Annotated in this window: 13 protein-coding genes; 5 read left to right on the forward strand and 8 right to left on the reverse strand. The window is 47.7% G+C overall.

All coding sequences use genetic code 11. The annotated features are described in order from the left end of the window. Positions 1 to 5 precede the first annotated feature (5 nt). The 7 genes from C8R34_RS05925 to C8R34_RS05960 form a co-directional block, all read right to left on the reverse strand. On the reverse strand, positions 6 to 2,834 hold the full coding sequence (locus C8R34_RS05925; RefSeq protein ID WP_110338776.1) for a 2-oxoglutarate dehydrogenase E1 component: 2,829 nt from the start codon (positions 2,832 to 2,834) through the stop codon (positions 6 to 8). Between the two features lie 30 nt (positions 2,835 to 2,864). Continuing rightward, positions 2,865 to 4,166 carry a citrate synthase gene (gltA, locus tag C8R34_RS05930; protein WP_110338778.1) on the reverse strand — a complete coding sequence of 434 codons (1,302 nt, stop codon included), beginning with the start codon at positions 4,164 to 4,166 and terminating at the stop codon, positions 2,865 to 2,867. 80 nt (positions 4,167 to 4,246) lie between these two features. Next, positions 4,247 to 4,480: a succinate dehydrogenase assembly factor 2 gene (locus C8R34_RS05935; protein WP_110338780.1), complete on the reverse strand. Its 234-nt coding sequence runs from the start codon at positions 4,478 to 4,480 to the stop codon at positions 4,247 to 4,249. Beyond that, positions 4,477 to 5,172, reverse strand: a complete 696-nt coding sequence (locus tag C8R34_RS05940; RefSeq protein ID WP_110338782.1) for a succinate dehydrogenase iron-sulfur subunit — start codon at positions 5,170 to 5,172, stop codon at positions 4,477 to 4,479. The genes C8R34_RS05935 and C8R34_RS05940 overlap by 4 nt, the downstream gene beginning before the upstream one ends. A gap of 901 nt (positions 5,173 to 6,073) precedes the next feature. Then, the gene (locus C8R34_RS05950) at positions 6,074 to 6,793 is read right to left on the reverse strand and encodes a DUF2971 domain-containing protein (protein WP_110338786.1); all 720 of its coding nucleotides are present in this window, start codon (positions 6,791 to 6,793) and stop codon (positions 6,074 to 6,076) included. 80 nt (positions 6,794 to 6,873) lie between these two features. Beyond that, a complete protein-coding gene (gene thrC / locus C8R34_RS05955) occupies positions 6,874 to 8,292 on the reverse strand; it encodes a threonine synthase (protein ID WP_110338788.1) in 1,419 nt (472 codons plus the stop codon). Positions 8,293 to 8,418: 126 nt separating this feature from the next. Next, positions 8,419 to 9,732, reverse strand: coding sequence for a homoserine dehydrogenase (locus C8R34_RS05960; protein WP_110338790.1), 1,314 nt, complete (start codon positions 9,730 to 9,732; stop codon positions 8,419 to 8,421). A 315-nt stretch (positions 9,733 to 10,047) separates the two neighbouring features. Between C8R34_RS05960 and C8R34_RS05965 the strand changes: the two genes are divergently transcribed. The 4 genes from C8R34_RS05965 to C8R34_RS05980 are packed head-to-tail and all read left to right on the forward strand — an operon-like array spanning position 10,048 to position 14,691. Then, entirely contained in the window at positions 10,048 to 10,500 is a 453-nt protein-coding gene (locus C8R34_RS05965; RefSeq protein WP_110338792.1) for a cytochrome c, read from the forward strand. A 57-nt stretch (positions 10,501 to 10,557) separates the two neighbouring features. Next, on the forward strand, positions 10,558 to 11,892 hold the full coding sequence (locus tag C8R34_RS05970) for a cbb3-type cytochrome c oxidase subunit I (RefSeq protein WP_110338794.1): 1,335 nt from the start codon (positions 10,558 to 10,560) through the stop codon (positions 11,890 to 11,892). A gap of 40 nt (positions 11,893 to 11,932) precedes the next feature. Next, on the forward strand, positions 11,933 to 12,742 hold the full coding sequence (locus C8R34_RS05975; RefSeq protein ID WP_110338796.1) for a CbbQ/NirQ/NorQ/GpvN family protein: 810 nt from the start codon (positions 11,933 to 11,935) through the stop codon (positions 12,740 to 12,742). Continuing rightward, the gene (locus C8R34_RS05980; protein ID WP_110338798.1) at positions 12,739 to 14,691 is read left to right on the forward strand and encodes a nitric oxide reductase activation protein NorD; all 1,953 of its coding nucleotides are present in this window, start codon (positions 12,739 to 12,741) and stop codon (positions 14,689 to 14,691) included. The genes C8R34_RS05975 and C8R34_RS05980 overlap by 4 nt, the downstream gene beginning before the upstream one ends. 66 nt (positions 14,692 to 14,757) lie before the next feature. Here C8R34_RS05980 and C8R34_RS05985 read toward each other — a convergent pair whose 3' ends face one another. Beyond that, positions 14,758 to 15,987: a pyridoxal phosphate-dependent aminotransferase gene (locus C8R34_RS05985; protein WP_110338800.1), complete on the reverse strand. Its 1,230-nt coding sequence runs from the start codon at positions 15,985 to 15,987 to the stop codon at positions 14,758 to 14,760. Between the two features lie 330 nt (positions 15,988 to 16,317). Between C8R34_RS05985 and C8R34_RS05990 the strand changes: the two genes are divergently transcribed. Next, on the forward strand, positions 16,318 to 17,841 hold the full coding sequence (locus tag C8R34_RS05990; RefSeq protein WP_110338802.1) for a calcium-binding protein: 1,524 nt from the start codon (positions 16,318 to 16,320) through the stop codon (positions 17,839 to 17,841). Positions 17,842 to 17,865 lie beyond the last annotated feature (24 nt).

The raw sequence follows: 17,865 nt of genomic DNA on the forward strand, positions 1-17,865 counted from the left end.
TCTTCTTAAATTTTATCTCTGAATGCTGCCACGATTAATTCATTCTGCGTAAACTTGTGCCGTGCCGTATAACCCACCGCCGGAGAAGCTGCAGATGTCCGCAGTGCGTAACCCAATGCCTGATCAGGGCGCATATGGCGCAACAGATAGTGCTGAATGCGATGCCATGCGCCCTGATTGCCGGGCTCTTCCTGGCACCAGATCACTTCTTTGGCATTGCTGAAGCAGTCGATTTCCGCCTGAAATTCCTCATGCGGAAAGGGATACAATTGTTCCAAACGAATGATCGCCATGTTCATTATTTGATACTCTTTGCGATAAGCCAGCAATTCGTAGTAGATTTTTCCGCTGCAAACAATAATCCGCTTGATGCTTTCCGGATTTAGATCTTCGACTTCGGGAATCACCGGATAAAAGTGCCCATGCGCCAAATCTTCCAGGCTCGACACCGATTCTTTATGACGCAGCATGCTTTTCGGACTCATGATGATTAATGGTTTGCGCAGCGGACGGATGATTTGCCGTCGTAGCATGTGAAACATCTGTGCTGGCGTGGAAGGCACGCAGACTTGGATATTGTAATCCGCGCATAACTGCAGATAGCGCTCCAGTCGCGCGGAAGAGTGCTCAGGACCCTGCCCCTCATAGCCATGCGGCAACATCATCACCAAACCGCATATGCGCCCCCACTTGGCCTCGCCGGAAGCAATAAACTGATCGATCACTACCTGCGCGCCATTGGCAAAATCACCAAACTGTGCTTCCCAGATAACCAATTCGTTGGGTTGTGTGGTGGTATAACCATATTCAAACCCCAACACCGCCTCTTCAGATAACATCGAATCAATCACGACAAAATCCGGCTGTTCGGGATACAGGTGACGGAGCGGAATATAAATCCGCTCATTCTGATCCGCCGCGACCTGATCATGCAACACGGCATGACGATGAAAGAACGTGCCGCGCCCTGAATCTTGTCCCGATAATCTTACCGGATAACCTTCTTTCAGCAGGGTTGCATAGGCCAGATTCTCCGCCATTCCCCAATCCAAAGGTAACTCGCCATTTCCCATCAAACGCCGGTCGGCAATAATTTTCTCAACCCGCTGATGCAACTTGAAGCCTTCGGGAATTTCTGTCAACCGTATCGCAAGCTGTTTCAACGTTTGCAACGCCACGCCGGTTTTAACTTTCTTGTTCCATTTGAACGGCTTGAGAAACGGTTCCCAATTGATGGTATAGGGAGACTTATAGTCGTAGCTAACGCTCTTGTTTGGGTTGACACCTTCATCCATGGCATCACGGTAGGTCTGAATCAGATTGTCCGCATCTTCCTGTTTAATGACGCCCTCGGCGACGAGTTTATCCGCGTAGCGCTTACGGGTGCCGGGATGTTTGTTGATGATCTGATACATTTTCGGTTGAGTCACCATCGGTTCGTCCTGCTCGTTGTGACCCAGGCGACGGAAACACACCATATCAATCACGACATCTTTATGGAAGCGCATACGAAAATCAAACGCCAGCTCAGCCACCATCACCACCGCTTCCGGATCATCACCATTGACGTGGAAAATGGGCGCCTCGATCATTTTGGCAACATCAGTGCAATACAAGGTCGAACGACTATCGCGCGGATCGGATGTGGTGAAGCCGATTTGATTATTGATGATGATATGCACCGTGCCGCCGGTGCCGTAACCGCGAGTTTGCGACAAATTGAGCGTTTCCATGACCACACCCTGCCCAGCAAAAGCAGCATCGCCGTGAATCAGTACCGGCAACACCCGGTCGCCGAGTTTGTCGTTCAACAAATGCTGGCGCGCGCGCACCGAGCCTTCGACCACCGGATTGACAATCTCCAGGTGCGAAGGATTAAATGCCAGCGCCAGTCTTACGATGCCTTCGGCTGTCTTGATTGCGGATGAAAAACCTTGGTGATATTTGACATCACCGGACGGCAGATCCTGCGGCTGCTCTCCTTCAAACTCGCGAAACAAATCGGCAGGCATTTTCCCCAGCGTATTGACCAGGACATTGAGCCTGGCACGGTGCGCCATGCCCATTACGATCTGCTGAACACCAGCCTTCCCGGCCCGATGAATCAAGCAATCCAACAATGGAATGAGGCTCTCGTTGCCTTCTCCGGAGAAACGTTTCTGCCCGACATAGCGGGTATGCAAATACTTTTCCAATCCTTCTGCCGCATTAAGCCGCTCAAGAATGTGGCGTTTATAGTCATCCGAATAATTCGGATTGGAGCGTTGACCTTCTAGACGCGCTTGTATCCAGCGTTTTTGTTCCACCACAGAAATGTACATATACTCGGCGCCGATGGAACCGCAGTAAGTTTCTCGCAGAATTTGCAAAATTTCACGCAGGGTAGCATGTTCAGGCCCGACCAGTGAACCGGTATTAAATACCTTATCCATATCCGCTTCGGAAAATCCGAAGTGCGCAGGGTTCAACTCGGGTACATCCGCTTGTTGTTTGAGTCCGAGAGGATCCAGTTTCGCTTGACCCAGGCCAAGATAGCGATACATGTTGATGAGCTGCAAAACCGCAACTTGTTTTCGATCATCCGAATCGGCGACTACCGCATCCGGCAGCGCAATCTGACTTTCCGTCCCGGAAGATTGCAGAGCCGCAGTTACAGCCACGCGGCTTACCGAGTGTTTATCTACGACATCCGACTGCTTGGTCAGTTTATCGAAATATTCACGCCAGGCTAATGCAACCGAGTTAGGGTTATGCAGATATTCTTCATAAACCGCTTCAATAAACGAAGCATTTGCGCCGGATAACAGGGAATCATCAAACAATGATTTACTCATACGATAGGCAGCCCTTAATATCAAAGAATGCTATTTTCTTGAATACGAACTGGGGATATCCCGCATCGTGGTACCGGTATACAATTGGCGCGGCCGCCCGATTTTATAAGCCGGATCGGAAACCATTTCGCTCCATTGCGCCACCCATCCGACTGTTCTTGCCATGGCGAAAATAGCAGTAAACATGCTGGTGGGTATCCCTAAGGCACGCTGCACGATACCGGAATAAAAATCGACATTCGGATAGAGTTTCCGGGAAATGAAATAGTCGTCTTCCAAAGCAATCTTTTCAAGCTGTAGCGCCAGTTTAAACAAGCGATCATTGTGCAATCCCAATTCATTTAAAACCTCATGACAGGTTTCGCGCATCAGTTTTGCCCGAGGATCAAAATTCTTATAGACCCGGTGACCAAAACCCATTAATCGATAATTATCATTCTTATCTTTGGCACGTTTAATAAACTCATCGATACGGGTAACATCGCCGATTTCTTCCAGCATTTTCAAACAAGCCTCATTGGCGCCGCCGTGTGCAGGTCCCCATAGACATGAAATTCCCGCCGAAACGCAAGCGAACGGATTCGCACCGCTGGAACCAACCAGACGTACCGTTGACGTAGAAGCGTTTTGTTCATGATCGGCATGTAAAATCAAAATCCGATCCAATGCGCGGACAATCACCGGATTTGCTTGATACTCTTCAGTCGGTACCGCAAACATCATGTGCAGGAAATTTTCTGCATAACCTAATCGATTCTGCGGATAGATAAAAGGTTGGCCGATATTGTATTTATACGCCATCGCAGCAATCGTAGGCAGTTTTGCAATGAGCCGGTACGCGGATTGCTCCCGATACGCCGGATCGGAAATATCCAACGCTTCATGATAAAACGCCGATAATGCACCGACCACACCCACCATGACCGCCATCGGATGCGCATCACGCCGGAATCCACTATAAAATTTGACCAGTTGTTCGTGCAACATCGAATGATTTTTGATGGCACGGTTAAACTCGGATTTCTGCGCAGTATCGGGTAACTCACCTTTCATCAACAAATAGCAGACATCGATAAAATCGCAGTGCGTAGCAAGTTGTTCGATGGGATAGCCACGATATAACAAGATTCCTTCGTCACCGTCAATGTATGTGATGTTGGAACTATTGCTGGCTGTCGATAGATAGCCCGGATCATAAGTAAATAAGCCACTCTTTGCGTGCAGTGCGCGAATATCGATCACATCGGGACCCATCGTTCCCGACAAAATAGGTAATTCGATGGGCGCACTGCCATCATTGAGATTTAAAGTTGCCATGCCTTTTTGTGCCATATTACTTCTCCACTTGTTGCGTACGATTGACTAGTATGCACGATTAGAAAGCTTCAGAACCGCAGAATGCCCTCTAGAATCTAACTCTTTTGTAGCAATTCCACGATCTGTTGCAAGTTATCATCTGTCGTGACCTGCCGTGCCGTGATCAAATCCCACAAATCATTGTCCGGGAGGGACAGCAATCGTTCAAATTGTTCCAGCCCATGCTGATCCAACTGCCTGTAATACTGATCCATAAAACGTTGCAAAACAATATCCAATTCAAGCAGACCGCGCCGACATCGCCAGCGTGCACGCTCAAATTCCTTCATACCATCCTTTTCACCATCATGTCCTTGATTTTGCCGATTGCCTGGGTAGGATTCAAGCCTTTAGGGCACGCGTCAACACAATTCATAATGGAATGACAGCGAAACAAGCGATAGGGGTCTTCCAGATTGTCCAATCTCTCAGCGGTCGCCTGATCGCGACTATCTGCCAGAAAACGATAAGCTTGCAATAACCCCGCGGGACCCACAAACTTATCCGGATTCCACCAAAATGAAGGACAGGATGTCGTACAGCAAGCGCATAGAATACATTCATAGACGCCGTCCAGCGCAGCCCGCTCCTCCGGCGATTGCAGTCGTTCCGTTTCCGGTGGCGGATCATTATTGATCAAATAAGGTTTAATGGAATGATACTGTTGGTAGAATTGCGTCATATCGACAATCAGGTCGCGAATCACTGGCAATCCCGGCAATGGACGTATTTCTACCGGCTCCTTCAAACTACTGATCGGCGTAATACACGCCAATCCATTGCGCCCATTGATATTCATCGCATCCGAACCGCATACGCCTTCACGGCACGATCGGCGCAGACTCAAACTGTCGTCAATCGATTTAATACGCAACAATACATCCAGCAGCATCTTATCGGTCGCCGCCAACTGCACATCGTAATCGCGCATGTAAGGTTGTTCATCTTTATCGGGATCATAGCGGTAAATAGAAAATTTCATTACTGGCTCCGGACGATTTGAATACTGCCTATAGTCGACAAAAACAACTCAGAATATTGCGAAGTATACAGACTCAAAGCCAGATTAGCATAGTTTGACTTGTCTTTCTAATCCAACAAGCCAAGTTGCTCATGGCGCTTGGGGAAGCAGACCTTACAGCTTTATGCACATACAATGCATGGGCGCAGTGTCAATGCGTCATGCATGTGCTGAAGCATGGCAAAAATACAAAGACCGTGAGGATTCAGGTAGAATTGGAACGTTAGGTTCGTGTGGCCGAACCAGCGCCAACTGATTGAGAAATCGGACATAGCCATCAAGCCATAGTCAATATTTTATAAAGGAAAATTTTAGATGAATTTTAAATATAGCGTCGTTTGTATGATTGGCCTTAGTTTCGCTCTAATCGGTTGCGACGGAGTTCCCGAAGCAAATTCGGTGAATTGTTCGGGCAGAGGATTGGAGTCATCACTGTCAACTTTCAGGAACGACGAAGTTGCACGGCAAGCATTTGTCGATAAGTGCGATGAATTGAAAAAAGGAAATTAAGCGTACAATAGGAATTCGACAAACCCCAGGAATGGTTTCTAGAACGCTATGGCCTGGGGTTGATGTCACTTAACGAGCGATGATTCCGGCTTGCGCAGATTTGAGTGCCAATCCATACGGTTGACATGAGCAGATTGAAAAGAAGTAAAGAGCATGCCAAATGTACAAGCCCGGCACCAAAACTACACAGCTTTAACAGGCCATTGAAAAACTATCTGCGTTGTCGCTACGGTGTTAAAAACAAGCTCAAAATGCTCACTTATTACGCATAAACTGCGCTTTCTCGCCTGTTTTTGCCTTGTATCGGCAGCCTCGAAAACGTTTTTCAACGGCCTGTTAAATCCCATCATAATCAAACCCTAAAGCAACAAGCGGAAAAGGATCGCACGCCATCGACCGGGTAAGTTTTACCGGAAATGATTTGGAAAGACGATAAATCCAATTGGATATCCTGAACTGGGAGCGTATCCGCTGCCAGTAATTCGCTCGCAATATCCGTAGGAGTCAAATCGCATCGGATGCCGCGGATCAATCCGATTAACTTCAACGGATCCAGACCAAAAGATTCCAAGCTTAATGATTCAAAGTAAACCTTTTTCCCTTTTGAATCGATTTGACAAAAGTGATCGTTCAGGCCGCACATCATCCGTATCTCTTTTTCGTAACGCCAGCTGGAAAACTTGGTTGAAATGAGTTTATTTAAATCGGATTCAGAAAAACCGCCGCACTGAATAATGGCATCGACATCCAAGCGCAAGCGCTCAGGCTGATAATCAATAGAGATCACTTGGTCATCGGGAATTTCAAACACCAACGCAACACCGCGGTGACCATCGGCATAATGACTCCACAGCACCGGATCATGATAGTGCTCTGAAAAACAAATGACACCATACTGCTCGTTCACTTGATTCTTGAATGTTTCCAGCTTAGCTTTGGTATCACTATGGGAAAAATCGGCAGCACAAAATTCAAATGGATCATTCAGCTCATTAATGCGCGAAATTTTCAGACGGCGATCACGCAATGCTTTCAGGGCGAATTCGGAAGGAGTGAAGTGATATACAATCATTGGCGGTTTGCTTTAAATAATCGTTTCACACTTTGTTTGGCTCAATTAGCATTGCATCTTACCGCATGTAGAGATTATTCTTATAAAACCACTTCACACTGCTCGTCAATATACGTCTTGATCGCCTGTACATCGGCATCCTTAACCACAAACCGCTGCGGTAAATCTTCCAGATTCTCAAACCCCGCCGGACGTTGCGGTTCTTGCCCAATGGCTTCCTGAATGCTCTCAGAAAATTTGACGGGTAATGCGGTTTCCAGGCAAATTAGCGGCACGCCTGCTTCACGGTGCGCTTGCCCGACCTTTAGGCCGTCTGCGGTATGTGTATCGACAAGCACATGATAGCGCCGATAGATGTCGTGAATCATCGCAATCCGGCTCGCATGATTACTGCTGCCGGAGACAAAGCCGTAATCCTTGATTTTGGCAAATAGCGGTGTGGTCGATAAATCAAAGGCTTGACCTTTGTCGACTTGCGACCATAATTCGGCAACTTGCTTGGCGTTTCTGCCGGTCAGGTCGAAAATGAAGCGCTCGAAGTTGGAGGCTTTGGAAATATCCATCGACGGGCTGCTAGTGTGTTGGGTTTCCGTGGTAGTACGCGGACGGTATACGCCGGTTGTAAAAAACTCATCCAGCACGTCATTTTCATTGGTCGCCAGAATCAAGTGCTTGATCGGCAATCCCATCATGCGTGCCACGTGGCCGGCGCAAATGTTGCCGAAGTTGCCGGACGGCACGGCAAATGAAACCTGCTCATCATTGCTTTTCGTCGCGGCAAAATAGCCTTTGAAGTAATACACCACTTGCGCGACGATGCGTGCCCAATTGATCGAGTTGACCGTGCCGATGCGGCGTGCCTGCTTGAAAGCGTGATCATTACTGACCGCCTTGACGATATCCTGGCAATCGTCGAACACGCCGCGAATGGCGATGTTAAAAATATTTTTGTCTTGCAGCGAAAACATTTGCGCGGTTTGAAAACGGCTCATCTTTCCCAGCGGCGACAGCATAAAAACACGGATACCTTGCTTGCCGCGCATGGCATATTCGGCACTCGAACCGGTATCGCCCGATGTCGCACCGAGAATGTTCAACTCGTCGCCGGTTTTCGTCAATTGATATTGGAACAAATTACCGAGCAATTGCATGGCGATATCCTTGAACGCCAAGGTCGGTCCATTCGACAAACTCAGAATATGCAAACCCGGCTCCAATGTTTTAAGCGGCGTAATATCCCTACTGCCAAACACTTCGGCGGTATATGTCTGAAGGATCAGATTGCGCAAATCATTGGCAGGAATATCATCGACAAAGCGCGACAGGATCTCGAATGCAAGCGCCGGGTAACTCAAGCCACGCCACGCATTCAATTCCGCTGCTGTGATTTGAGGATACGCTTCGGGTATCGCCAATCCACCATCGGGAGACAGGCCACTTAACAGGATTTCAGAAAACGGTTTGGGCGGCATTCCACCGCGGGTTGAAATATAACGCATGCTTATTTTTAATGGATTGAGTTTGAATAAAGGCTATTGCATCACACAATAGCGTTAAAAAACAGGGGAAATTTCTGAAAAATGAATGCAATGCTCATCATTGCACCCATTCCGATGATTCAATTCCTAGTTATTTAATTCTTCGATGCGAATACGAATGACTTTATTCGTCACCACCGGCAGCGATTCAATACGGGCAATGGCCGCGTTGATATTTCTCTCCACCGTCAAGTGCGTCAACATAATGATATTGACGCGGTCGGAATCACTACTGGGTTCCTTTTGAATCAGGGCGCTAATGGAAATATCATTATCCGCCACGATGCGGGTGATTTCCGCCATCACACCGGGTTTATCGATCACCTGCATGCGCAGATAGTACGAAGTTTCCACGTCTTCCATCGAAATCACTGGCGTATCCGACAACAAATCCGGCTGGAATGACAGCGTTGGAACACGATGCATCGGATCAGCCGTTTGCATACGCGTGACGTCCACCAAATCCGCAATCACCGAACTGGCCGTCGGCTCAGCGCCCGCACCTGCACCGTAGTATAGCGTTGCGCCCACCGCATCGCCTCTGACGACAACAGCATTCATCACGCCCTCGACATTGGCAATTAATCGCCGCTCAGGAATGAGCGTAGGATGCACGCGCAACTCGATACCTTTTTCAACACGTTTAGTAATCCCCAGCAGTTTAATGCGATAACCTAATTCTTCAGCGTAACGGATATCCTCTCCGGTCAATTGGGTAATACCTTCGGTATACACTTTGCTGAATTGCACCGGAATACCGAACGCGATTGCTGACATCAACGTGATTTTGTGTGCGGCATCAATCCCTTCAATATCATAGGTAGGATCGGCTTCGGCATAACCAAGTTTTTGCGCTTGTGCTAACACTTCTGCAAAAGATAATCCCTTTTCGCGCATTTCCGACAAAATAAAATTCGCCGTACCATTGATAATGCCGGCAATCCAAGTAATGCGATTGGCGGTCAATCCTTCGCGCAATGCTTTGATAATCGGAATACCGCCAGCAACTGCGGCTTCAAACGCAACGATCACACCCTTGGCGCGCGCCACCGCAAAAATTTCCGTACCATGATTGGCCAATAAAGCTTTATTTGCCGTCACGACATGTTTGCCATGTGCGATTGCTTCCAGTATCAGGTCTTTGGCAATGGTTTGGCCACCAATTAACTCAACCACGATATCGATATCCGGATGGGTGGTAATCTCATGCGCATTATCAGTGACCATTACTCCCGGATCCGCCATTTTGCGCGCTTTTTCCAGATCCTTATCCGCAATCATGGTGATGACAATATCACGTCCCGCACGACGGGCAATTTCCTCATGGTTACGTTTAAGAACAGTATATGTGCCGCCACCAACGGTACCAACACCTAACAGGCCAATATGAATGGGTTTCATAAATTAAAGATAAAATAGATTAATAAAATTAGACGGATTGGATTATATACGAGCAGAAAGGTAAGGAATATGAAGTTATTGCAAATTACTGACATTGTCACCTTTACTGCCCAAATCCTTAGACATGCACGCATTGCATGCTCAAAAGATCTTTAATTACTACTGCACTATGAAACTTAGCTTTTATTATTAAATTTTTTGAGTTAGAATTGAATCCAAATTCTAGAAAAATGCTATATCCATCTGATAATTATGGATAATATACCTTTATACTAAAAGGGTCTTTTACTGTCTATCAAGGAGGAATAGCGCATTATGGCCGAGTATTTAACCAAATCAGCTGCCCGCAATATTTTCTATGGCGGTTCTATTTTTTTTCTGGCAGCTTTCACGGTTCTAACCATTCATAGTCACTTTTACATGAAAACCACTGCGACCGATGAGTCCACGTTGACAGAATCGGTTGTCCGGGGTAAGCATGTGTGGGAACGTCATTCCTGCATCAATTGCCATTCACTGCTTGGGGAAGGCGCTTATTTTGCTCCTGAGTTAGGCAATGTTTGGATTCGTTACGGTGGCAAGCAAAGTCCGGAAGGTGCCAGGGCGGGACTCAAGGCCTGGATGCGCGCGCAACCGACCCGTATCGAAGGGCGGCGGCAGATGCCTCAATTTAATTTAACCGAGCAAGAACTGGACGACTTGGTGGATTTTCTGGAGTGGACAAGCCGTATCAATACCCTTGGCTGGCCTCCCGGCATATCGGGCTAATCCTCTCAATTTTTCAACCACATTTATTTATCAAGACGTCTTCATGGAGGCATAGCAATGAAATATCATTCGCAGGGGCTTGCTTTTCCCTATTTTGTCGCTGCTTTGGCATTGTTTCTGGTTCAAGTTCTGGCCGGTCTGCTGGCAGGCACTGTTTATGTGTTTCCTAATTTTCTCTCTGAAGCGGTGCCTTTCCATATTTTCCGGATGATACACACGAATGCGTTGCTGGTTTGGTTGTTGCTGGGTTATTTTGGCGCCAGCTATTTCTTAATTCCGGAAGAAAGCGAACGGGAAATTCACAGCCCAAAACTCGCATGGCTGCAATTGGGCATTTTTGTCTTTGCCGCATTGGCTGCGGTCGGCAGTTACCTTTCAGGCGTACATGAAGGGCGAGAATTTCTGGAGCAGCCTTTTTGGGTCAAAATCTTGATGGTCATCGCTTTCCTGATATTTATTTACAATGTCACCATGACTGTGCTCAAAGGGCGCAAAACTGTGGTATCGATCGTGTTGCTGCTAGGTTTGTGGGGTGCGGCTATCTTCTTCATGTTCGCCTTTTACAATCCTGACAATCTCGCCGTCGATAAATTGTATTGGTGGTGGGTGGTGCATGTATGGGTGGAAGGTGTGTGGGAATTGATTATGGCAGCCATGCTGGCATTCCTGCTAATCAAACTAACCGGCGTCGATCGCGAAGTGATTGAGAAATGGCTGTATGTGATTGTCGGTTTTTCATTGTTCAGTGGTTTACTTGGAACGGGCCATCATTACTACTGGATTGGCGCACCAGAATATTGGCACTGGATCGGTCTCATATTTTCTTTTCTGGAAGTTGTTCCATTTTTTGCCATGATGCTGTGGGCTTTTTACCTGGTCAAGAAAAGCGGCCGGGATCACCCCAACAAAGCAGCCATTCTCTGGAGTCTGGGTTGCCCGGTCATGGCCTTCATCGGCGCCGGATTGCTCGGCCTGATGCACAGCTTTCCGTCGATTAATTTCTATACGCATGGTACGCAACTAACAGCTGCTCATGGTCACTTGGCATTTTACGGCGCTTATGTCATGCTGAATCTGGCGTTCTTTACTTATGCACTACCGGCATTGCGTAAACTGCAGCCTTACAATCAAACTTTGAATATCTGGAGTTTCTGGCTCATGAATACCGCCATGATCGGCATTACGTTTGCGCTGATATTCGCAGGTATTCTGCAAACGCATCTGCAACGCGTGCTGGAAATGGGGTACATGCATGTACAATCACAAATTGAATTATTTTACTGGCTGCGCCTTGGTGCCGGAGTATTTTTCATTATTGGTGCATTAATGTTCATCTATGCGGCATTCGGGCCGGCACGCGAGCGGGCCTTAACGTCAAAGCACGCACATTAACACCCGATGATCGATCACAACATCGCTCCGAAGGCTATCTGTGCAAGTACATGATCCACAAGTTACCGAATTCATTCCATTTTACCGGCCAACTGGTAATGAATGCGCACTGTTTGAAACTGCCTATCGTGAAGGCCTGCCGCTGCTGATCAAAGGGCCTACCGGTTGTGGCAAAACCCGGTTTGTTACACACATGGCCGCTCGTCTAGGGCGGCCGTTGCACACGGTCTCCTGTCACGATGATTTGACAGCGGCAGATTTGACCGGGCGTTACTTGTTGCAAGGCGGCGAAACAAAGTGGGTTGATGGGCCGCTAACTCGTGCCGTGCGCGAAGGCGGTATCTGTTATCTGGATGAAGTCGTTGAAGCACGCAAGGATGTAACAGTCGTCCTGCACCCCTTGACCGATGACCGGCGGATGCTGCCACTGGAGCGCACCGGAGAATTACTGAAAGCTTCCCACCAATTCATGTTGGTAGTGTCCTACAATCCAGGCTATCAGAATATTCTCAAATCCCTGAAGCCCAGCACACGCCAACGCTTCGTTTCCATCAGCTTTGATTTTCCTCCGCCTGCTATTGAAGCTCAAATCATTGCCGCCGAAAGCGGTTTACCCGAATCACAGTGCATCACCCTCGCCACACTAGCACAACGGCTGCGAGCATTGAAAGACATTGATCTGGAAGAAGTGGTGTCTACACGCTTGCTGATCTACTGCGCCACGTTAATGAAGAATGGTTATGAGCCCTATCAGGCTGCTGAAGCGGCACTGGTGGAACCGTTATGTGACGATCCGGAAGTCAAGCAGGGATTGCTCGAACTGATTAGCGCAACTTTCGGCCAACCATGAACTGGCTTGAATTGACCGAGTTGGAAGAACAAACCGGTCGCTTGTGGCACCAGATGATTGGCAAATCCCCCAGTTATCGGCATTATCCGGAGGCAGCGGTATCACTGAATAGTGTGCGCACTGCGCTCGGTATTTTTTTTCGCGGTCTAGGCGGTGCGCCGGGCGTGGCTATCATTGCAGGAACGCCACAAGCGTCGGCACATCGTCTGACATTGCGGCAACGTCTCGGTTTGATGCAAGAATCGCTGGATCCGATTGAATGCAACACGGAACGCATGTTACTTCCGGAAGCACTGGACTATTTCCCCGAAAGCGATCTGAACCGGCAGCATTATTTCTGGCTCGCCGCATTCTTCGCCACAGTGAATAACTACAACTATTCGTCGTCGCTAAAACGCCACGATCCTCTACAAGCCGATCTTGCATTTTTGCATCAGGCTTACTGGACAAGCATCCATACTAGTCAGCGTTATCCGGGTCTGGCGCAGAATTACCGCAGGCTTTGCGCAGCCATCCGGGAACAGCGACCACATCGACCATTGACGGCGCAAGAGCAAGCCATCGAAAGCGTGATTCAGGTAATGCTGGGAGCACAACTGTGTACGCATGCATCGGGAGATGATTTTTTGCAAGCCGTCCAGCAACCGGTTCCCGACTTTACGTCATGGCACGCTGCTAAGAATTATCGCGCTTTTCTGCCAGTGCCACTGTGGGGCAAAATAAATACCCATCAAAAATCCATGAATGCCAGACCTGATGCACTGGATGATAGTGCTGGCCAAAGTACCGAAGCCGATGAGAAACAGCGCAAAAAGAAAAGTCGCCGGGAAAAACAAGATCAAAGCACGCGCGATGACCCGTTGTTATTGAACCGCTTCGAAAAGATGCTGAGCTGGTCGGAAATGGTCAATGTCAACCGAGCAGTGCAGGACGATGAAGAGAGTGCCGCTAAGGATGCCGCTGAAGCACTGGAAGAAATTACGCTCAGTCCTAATGAGCAACGTGCTGCCACCCGGTTGAAGTTTGATCTGGATCTCTCGCCGGACGACGTCAATCCGGCAATATTGATTTCCGAACTTGTTTATCCGGAATGGGATTTCAGACGCAAACAGTATCACTCCCAGCAATGCAGAATTATTTTTCAGCACGCGACCGAAGGTATTCAACACTGGGAACCCGATCTTCAGGCGAGAAAGCGTTTTCGTAAAATCCGCCGTCAATTCGAGGCGCTACAGCCAAAGCGTGAAAAACTTCATCGTCAACTGGACGGAGCTGAACTCGATATGGATGCTTTAGTACGTGCAAGATGCGATCTGCATGCAACCGGCAATAGTTCGGACCGAATTTATCTCAATACACGGCAACAATCTCGTGATTTGAGTGTCGCCATTCTGATGGATGTCTCCTTGTCCACGGATAGCTGGATTAGCGGAAGACGCATCCTGGATATCGAGAAAGAAGCATTAATCACCCTCGCAACAGGACTCGCCACCTGCCGAGACACATTTGCCATATACACGTTTACGTCACGCAAGCGGGATTATGTGCGTGTCACCGAAGTGAAAGACTTTGATGAAGCGTTTGATACCCGTACACTTCGGCGTATCGCGGCATTACACCCCGGGTACTACACTCGTATGGGTGCGGCGTTGCGTCATACCAGCAAGCTTCTAGCGCATCGTACCGAGCGCCATCGTCTGCTCTTGCTGCTGACCGATGGTAAACCGAACGATCTCGATTATTACGAAGGTCGTTACGGTGTCGAAGATACCCGACAGGCTATCATTGAGGCCCGCCATGCGGGTTTGTCCGTATTTGGAATCACGATAGACCACAAAGCGCAGGATTACTTTCCCTATCTATTCGGTAAAGGAGGCTACACCATTGTAGCCCGGCCAGATCGACTCTCCCATATATTGCCCGTAATTTATCAGCACTTAATTCAATAACCGATATAAAAATACAAGTTACAGATTAGCAAATGACGTACCGCGACACGACACTTTATGCATGCATCAGTTAGTGCCATGACGTTTGCGATAGCGCTGTAGAAAATGCGCAATGCGACCGACGGCTTCGGTCAAATCATCAACATTGGGTAGAAACACGACACGAAAATGATCGGGTTGGCGCCAATTAAAACCACTACCCTGTACCAACAAGACTTTCTCTTCCAACAGAAGATCCAGTACAAACTGTTGATCATTTTTAATCGGATAGACCTCAGGATCCAGACGCGGAAACAAATACAACGCCGCCTGCGGTTTGAAACAGCTTACGCCGGGAATATCCGTCAGCATTGTCCAAGCGACATCGCGTTGTCGCATCAGCCGACCGGTTGGCAGCGTCAAATCATAAATACTCTGATAACCACCCAACGCCGTCTGAATGCCGAATTGCGACGGCACATTGGCGCATAATCGCATCGAAGCAAGCATATTCAGCCCGGCAATGTAGTCACGGGCATGACTCTTTTCACCCGAAACCACCGCCCAGCCCGAGCGAAAGCCCGCTGCGCGGTAATTTTTGGATAACCCATTAAATGTCACAAACAGCACGTCATCGGCCAATGAAGCAATCGACGTATGCGTCGCATCCCCATACAAAATCTTGTCGTAAATCTCGTCGGCATAAATAATCAATTGATGCTGGCGGGCAATTTCAATGATTTCGAGCAATAATTCCTTCGAATACAACGCGCCCGTAGGATTATTCGGATTGATGATGACAATGGCGCGTGTTCTTGAATTGATTTTGGCGCGAATATCATCCAGATCCGGCGACCAATCCGATGCTTCGTCACACACATAATGTCTCGCCACACCGCCGGAAAGCACCACCGCAGCCGTCCATAACGGATAATCCGGCATCGGAATCAGCACCTCATCGCCATTATCCAACAGCGCTTGCATCGTCAACACCACCAGCTCGGATACGCCATTGCCAATAAAAATATCATCCAGCTGCACATTCTTGATCTGCTTTTCCTGGGTGTAGTGCATGATCGCCTTGCGCGCGGCAAACAAGCCTTTGGAATCGCAATACCCGGAAGCATCGGATAAATTGCGAATGACATCCTGCAAAATCTCCTCCGGCACATCAAAACCAAACGTCGCCGGATTGCCGATATTCAACTTGATAATATGATGACCTTCCTCCTCCATCTGCTTGGCACGCTCCATCACCGGACCGCGAATGTCGTAGCACACATTGGTAAGCTTGCTGGATTTTAATATTGGGCGCATGGTGGTAAGCGTTTTACAGAAATGGAATAAGATTTAAAGCCTGAAAGGCACAAGTTCTCTGATAATGAACGAGTTGTCATTATATACGCAATCACTGACATCCCGTTAATGGAGTATTAAGAAACCTGATTCCGTTATAACGGATATCAAATTTTTTTCATTGCCTTCACCTTCTACCAACAAATACCAAAACATCCAATTATTGGGATGAAGTTTATCACCTATCTTATTATTTTATATGATTATTTGCATTGACTTTCAATTACTCGGCAAGCTACCATACGCGCCGAGTGGGTAATAACACTCGCTCTTATTACGGAGAATAAAAAAATGGCAATAATCAATGGAACAAGCAGCAGCGAGACTGTGAATGGAACAACCAGCGATGACACCATCAATGGTTTGGGTGGTAGCGATACATTGATCGGCGATTTGGGTGATGATACGTATGAGTATTCGGGTATTTTCTCAACCACAACCTTATACCCTTACACCGATATAGTTACAGAGTTAGCAGGTAGTGGAAGTGACACGATACACATTTTAACAGGTAGCAATCCCGGTGATATTCCTGCCTCTGCCGTACGCGTACAAGGCGGCAGTGCCAGTGATCCCAATGCGCTTTGGATTATTGCCGATGGCTATGGAAAAATTTATCTAGGTAATCAGTTGACTGCAGCTAACGTTGAGTCACTGAAAATCGGAAACAATGCCCCAATCTCACTTACGAGTGGAATCAATATGACCGGCAGCTCCAGTGGCGAAACAATCAATGGATCTGCATTTAACGACACCATTAACGGTATGGGTGGTAGCGATACATTGATCGGCGGTTTGGGTGATGATACGTATGAGTATTCGGGTATTTTCTCAACCACAACCTTATACCCTTACACCGATATAGTTACAGAGTTAGCAGGTAGTGGAAGTGACACGATACACATTTTAACAGGTAGCAATCCCGGTGATATTCCTGCCTCTGCCGTACGCGTACAAGGCGGCAGTACCAGTGATCCCAATTCACTTTGGATTATTGCCGATGGTTATGGAAAAATTTATCTAGGCAATCAGTTGACTGCAGCCAATGTCGAGTCACTGAAAATCGGAAACAATGCTCCAATTTCACTTGAGTGGCTACAAATTGCTACTGGCACTTCGATTTCGCTTACGAGCGGATTACCTATGACAGGCAATATCAATATTCAAACGATCAGCGGATCTGCGTATAACGACATTATCAACGGTAAAGGAGGCAACGATACGCTGATTGGTAACTTGGGAAATGATACCTACATTATTGGCAATGCCGGTGTCACAATCACTGAAAAATTAAATGAAGGCACGGATACCGTCAAAAGTAGTATCAGCTACATTCTACCGGCCAACGTAGAGAATCTCACGCTGACAGGTACATTGGCTATTAATGGGACAGGAAATGGCTCAAACAATAAGTTGACAGGCAATTCAGCAGCCAATCAATTGAAAGGGAATGGCGGTAACGATACGCTCGATGGAAAAGCGGGCAACAACACACTTACTGGCGGGGCAGGTCAGGATACCTTCAAACTGACTAGCGCAGGCCACATCGATGCGATTACTGATTTTATCGCAGCTGATGATACTATCCAATTGGAGAATGCTGTATTTACCGCATTAACCACTCCGGGTACATTAGCGGCAGGCCAACTCAAAATCGGCACACAAGCGCTGGATGCCAATGATTTTGTGGTATACAACAATGTAACGGGGGCATTGTTGTACGATGCGGATGCAAGTGGCGCGGCTGCGGCAGTGCAAATTGCTACATTGAGCGCCGGTTTGGCCTTGACCAATGCAGATTTTGTAGTGATTTAAGTTGTAATCCGGCAATAACCTAGA

The sequence above is a fragment of the Nitrosomonas sp. Nm84 genome (assembly GCF_003201565.1).
In the GTDB taxonomy this organism is placed as follows: domain Bacteria; phylum Pseudomonadota; class Gammaproteobacteria; order Burkholderiales; family Nitrosomonadaceae; genus Nitrosomonas.